The sequence below is a fragment of the Microvirga sp. Mcv34 genome (assembly GCF_024519725.1).
Classification (GTDB): Bacteria; Pseudomonadota; Alphaproteobacteria; order Rhizobiales; family Beijerinckiaceae; genus Microvirga.
Genome location: NZ_JALJRK010000168.1, coordinates 1 through 4,692, shown reverse-complemented (window position 1 = coordinate 4,692; position 4,692 = coordinate 1). Strand labels below are relative to the sequence as shown.

The 4,692-nt window shown below is 55.7% G+C and carries 3 protein-coding genes and 1 pseudogene; all 4 read right to left on the bottom strand.

Annotation, left to right across the window (positions count from 1 at the left end; translation table 11 throughout):
* Nucleotides 1–326: pseudogene (locus tag OC446_RS29405) on the bottom strand (IS481 family transposase); the annotation flags it as partial.
* Nucleotides 327–403: 77 nt separating this feature from the next.
* A complete protein-coding gene (locus OC446_RS29400) occupies nucleotides 404–1,105 on the bottom strand; it encodes an IS6 family transposase (protein ID WP_262032447.1) in 702 nt (233 codons plus the stop codon).
* Between the two features lie 813 nt (nucleotides 1,106–1,918).
* Nucleotides 1,919–2,980, bottom strand: coding sequence for a plasmid partitioning protein RepB (repB, locus tag OC446_RS29395; protein WP_262032446.1), 1,062 nt, complete (start codon nucleotides 2,978–2,980; stop codon nucleotides 1,919–1,921).
* Nucleotides 2,980–4,200, bottom strand: a complete 1,221-nt coding sequence (gene repA, locus OC446_RS29390; protein ID WP_262032445.1) for a plasmid partitioning protein RepA — start codon at nucleotides 4,198–4,200, stop codon at nucleotides 2,980–2,982. Before repA ends, repB begins: the two co-directional genes overlap by 1 nt.
* Nucleotides 4,201–4,692 lie beyond the last annotated feature (492 nt).

Sequence of the window (4,692 nt, the reverse complement as noted above, 5' to 3'; positions counted from 1 at the left end):
TCAGCCTTGAGGATGCGGTAGACGGCATCGCGGTTGAGATGCGGCAGGAAGTGCGTGACGATGAAGGTCAGGTCATCGAGCGGAAAGCCGGTGGCCTGGCGCAGGGCACAGACGATGGCGCGCTCCTCGTCGGTGGCTTTCCAGGGCAGCTTGTGCGGCCGGCTGCTGTGGTCCTCGCAGTCCTTGGCCCCACGCTTGCGCCACTTGCGGATGGTCTCGGGGCTGACGCTGAAGCGCTGGGCCAGCACGCCGGTGGGCTCAGACGAGCGGGCGATCTCCTGGCGAACGGCTGGAGTGGTGCGGGCTTGCGGATGAAGGGAGTGCATCAGATCCTCCACCAAGGACGCGGCGGGTGATGTCACGGTAACCTGAAGAGGCCGCAATAGGGCCCATTTCGCGGGTTTCACGCGAGTACGCCCGCCGTGGCTTTCCATGCCGCCATAGCTTGGAGGCGGTGAAGGTGAGTGGCGAGGGCAGACCGGTATGAGTGAGGCGGAACGAACAAGTTCCTGACGGCAGACAAGACTGAGGTGAACTGCTGCAGACCTCCTGCGGACCGGAAGCCCTGCATAATGCTCTCCCGCTTTCGCAACGGGAGATGCGAATTCTCAGCTCTGTTGTTTAAGCCCTTGTGGGACCGGTGCTCGACACCTGGCATGACTTGGCGCCTGGCGGCTCCGTATGAGGACAGCTTGTCGGTGATGATGCGCTTTGGCACCAAGCCTTGCTTCTTCATTAGCCGGGTCAGCAGGCGCTTGGCCGCCTTGGTATCGCGTCGACCCTGGACGATCTCATCGAGCACATAGCCGTCCTGGTCGACAGCCCGCCAGAGCCAGTGTTTCCTGCCGGCGATGTTGACAACTACTTCATCCAGATGCCAAATGTCAGTCGGGCGTGGCGGCTTACGGCGGAGGCGCCGGGCATACTCTGGTCCGAACTTCTTACCCCAGCGCCGGATCGTCTCATAGGAGACGACGATGCCGCGCTCGAGCAGCATCTCCTCGACGAGCCTGAGGCTCAGAGGAAACCGGAAGTACAACCAAACAGCATGGGCGATGATCTGGGGCGGAAAGCGATGGCGCTTGTAGCTGACGGGCTTGGTCATGCCGCAGCTATTAGGCCACAAGCTGCTGACCAAGAGTTACCGTGACATCACCCCCAAAACCCCGTTGTGATGATCCATATCATCGCGGGCGAGCTAGAGTCGGCTCTGGGTCACGAACTGCCCTTCAGCTTGGCCTTGTGAAGGTCCGCTCTTCGTTCCTGACCTGCCCTCCCCCTCCGACTGTTCGTCAATATCCAGCGAGCAGTTATCGGTCCCCTGCCCTACCCTCACCATCACAGCAGAAGCCACATCGATCTCAGCAAGGCTTCTCTCACTCAAGTTCTCCGAACCTCACGTAGTCCGAAAGCTACGCGCCGTCACGACAGCTAAGCATTTGATATAGCTAGGTTGGCTTACAACAGAGGAAGCTAAACCGGAATTGACTACGGCGTGGCCTTAGGGCGCGCGCTATTTTCTCGAACGGTATCGTAAGTGGCTTCGATTGGGATCTGATCGCGGAGACTTGTGTCGGCCTCTTGTCGTCCGCCGCTCCGCTAAAACCTTTGTTTTCAAAGCATTTTCGCCCGTCGTGGGGAAGCCCTTCCCATGTGCACTGGTTAGCGAATTGGATTAAAAGACGTCTTCAAACGATCGATTGAATGCCTTTTCCATCTTTGTACAGCCCGCTGGGCATGATTGACATTTCTGCGGCATCCTCCCCTCTTGCGCCTGCAATTAGATTGGTGGTCACCTACTACTGCTCGGATCAGTTCCACATTTTTGACAAATCAGCGCATTGCGTAATGCCAGAATGACCCTTGAGGACGGGCGCAACACAGAAGGGGCAGAACACCGAGGTCCTGCCCCAAGGCATCACTGCTTGTTGGCTTTGTAAGTTGCGTAGAGCTCGTCTAGTTTTGAGAAGACGAATGAACCAAATTCCGGATCGATGCTTTTATCGATCTGCAGGGTGTACTTCGTCTCTGTATCATTGACTTTTGCGAGACGACGCCCATCCGGATCCTTCCAGAAGCTGAACTCTGAGGGCAAATTCTGTGGGGCTACACGCTCCTTCTTTGACAGTTTCGCGAAGAGCGTCAGGAATCTCTCGTCGGACTCGAGTTTCAGAAAGTCTGGTTTCTTGATGATTTCACGGGCTCGGTCGACGCCGTTAGCCTCCAGAATAAGTGCAAGGAAGTCCAACCACCTCGGCCTTCCAATGCCTGGCGCACGCCCAATTGCATCGATGATGTCTGCAGGGATCTTGGTTGCGATGGACACAAGCGACGATAGATCACCCTTCCTGACAGAAAGAGCTGCCATAATCGTTGTGCGTGTGAACTTGCGCTCCTCAAGGGTTGCTGCAAAACGTGCCCGCTCAATGTAGGACAGATCCAGACGCTCGTTGTTCTCCTGCCCTTGGGCAATCACCAGATCTTCGTCGCTCAGATCTCTGATGACGGCTCTGACCTTGATGCCCAAGGCTGCCGCGGCGGCAACGCGGCGATGACCAAATGCAATCTGGTACCGCCCCACGATCTCTGGGTGAGGTCGCACAAGGATGGGGACGATTTGCCCGTGGCTCTTAATCTGCTCCTTCAGACTAGCCAAGGCGTCATCTGATCTGTCCATTCGGTCGGATACAAAGGACCCATCGATCTTGTCGGTTTCGATCTCAACAACGGTGTGGCCAGACTCGATCTGAGCTTTAAGAGCTGCAATCTCAGCCTCCGATTGCCCCTTCATGTTCTCAAGGGCGGCTCCCATCGCGCCTACAGGAGCACGGCCTTCAGACATCATCGCAGCGAACCTTGAACGTTTCTCGTCAACGGTCGGCTGCGGTTGCTTTGGCATCTGGACAACCGCCTTGGGGCTTTCTCCCTCGTCGGTTTGTTCCAGGCTAGCTTTCAAAATCGCCTGCAAGTCCCGTGCCATTAGACCCTCCCCCAGGCCTGTTTGATTAGTGATTCAATCTCGCTGTTCACATTGTTCATCGCATCGATCGCGCGGTCGAATGTGGATTTCGTGAATTGCTCTCGTGACACCTCATAGATGGTTTGCTTCGTCAGACCGGCGTCCGAAATCGCGGTGCTCTTTAGCATAGCGTTCGTCAGAACGTGCTGTCCGAACATCGTACGCATGAAATCGACCATTTGACTCTGAGGCCCGTCGCCTGGTTCGAACCTAGTGATCAAGTAACGAGTGAAATCGTACTTCATGCTGCTGCCATTTTCCCGGACGACGCGAAGCATTTCGGAGGCCATCGTCAGGAATTGGCACATCGACATAACATCGAGCATCTGGGGATGAACAGTCACGACCATCGACGTGGAGGCGCTGAGCGCCGCAAGCGTGAGGAACCCGAGTTGCGGTGGGCAATCGATTACGACAACGTCATATCTCTCCTCCACTGCTTTGAGGCTCATGCCGATGCGCTTAAAGAAGGGCGTCGATGGGTTCTGCCGATCCATCAGCGCCTTAGGCGTCTCGTGCTCGAACTCCATGAGTTCAAGATTCGCCGGGATTATATCGAGGCCGGGGAAGTAGGTTTTCCGGATGATCTCCTCCGGATGGCGCTGCTCCCCATCGTAGCGGATCGATCCGTAGAGAGTCTGGTTCGGATCTAGGTCGAATTCTGGCTGGATTCCATGGAGTGCTGAGAGGCTTGCCTGAGGGTCGAGATCGACAGCCAAGACTCGGTAACCTTGCAGGGCAAGATATTGAGCGAGATGCGCAGAGGTAGTTGTCTTTCCGCTTCCACCCTTGAAGTTTACGCAGGAAATGACCTGCAGATGCTCGTTTCCGGTTCGGTGCTTCATGTAGCGCCGGTCGGACTTGCCTGTCTCATCAAGGTACTGCCGAAGTGCGTGAAGGTCTTCCAAGCTATACTGCCTCCTCCCATTCGGCAGCATCTCGGCCTGAGGCCCCTTCCCTTCCAAGGAGAGTTGACGCAGGTAGGCGTCAGCAACACCGAGGATCTTGGCAGCCTCACCAGACGTGAACTTGCGAAGTGTTTTGCGAGCGAGCGGCGGATAGAGAGCAAGGCGTTGGGATTGAAGCTGCTTGGAGAGATCCCTTGCATGAATGCCAATCAGTTCATCCACCCACTGGGATTCATCGACGAGTCCCTCGGTTTTCTGCTGCGCGAGAGCCATGGCATTCCTCATGGATACGGAAACGGGCCAAAAAATTTGCTGTTTCCGTAGTTGGCCCTGAAATCCTTTCCAATTTGTTAACATTACCAGTCTGGCTGAGATTTTTTTATCGAGACGCCATCCTATGCGCGCCTTGGCGACGAATAGGCAGTTTGTAGCTGCAAACTAGGTCTTGCTAACTGGTCACGAGAGTTGCAGTTTAGGTCCTCTGCACGTTGCCTGCACATCAGACGTGGTTAGCGAGCCAGATATAATCAGTGCGACAGGTAACGAAACTTTGTTGCTTAAGCGGCGAGGCGGGCGTGCCGTAAAGGGACTTGGTTTGCAACTACAAACTAGCGAGTGTTCGACCTGCCGATGATGGTCTAGAAGCCCCCTTCCCTGCAAAATCGATGCGTTGTTGATGACTACATTGCCGGTTTGCAGCTACAAACTCCCTAGTGTTGTGTCACTGACGGGTGATTCCGAAATCTGGTGGGCTGTGCGATGCTG

Coding starts and splice junctions, on each gene's coding strand:
- repA (WP_262032445.1), bottom strand. CDS start 4,200: ATGGCTCTCGCGCAGCAGAAAACCGAGGGACTCGTCGATGAATCCCAG.
- repB (WP_262032446.1), bottom strand. CDS start 2,980: ATGGCACGGGACTTGCAGGCGATTTTGAAAGCTAGCCTGGAACAAACC.
- OC446_RS29400 (WP_262032447.1), bottom strand. CDS start 1,105: ATGACCAAGCCCGTCAGCTACAAGCGCCATCGCTTTCCGCCCCAGATC.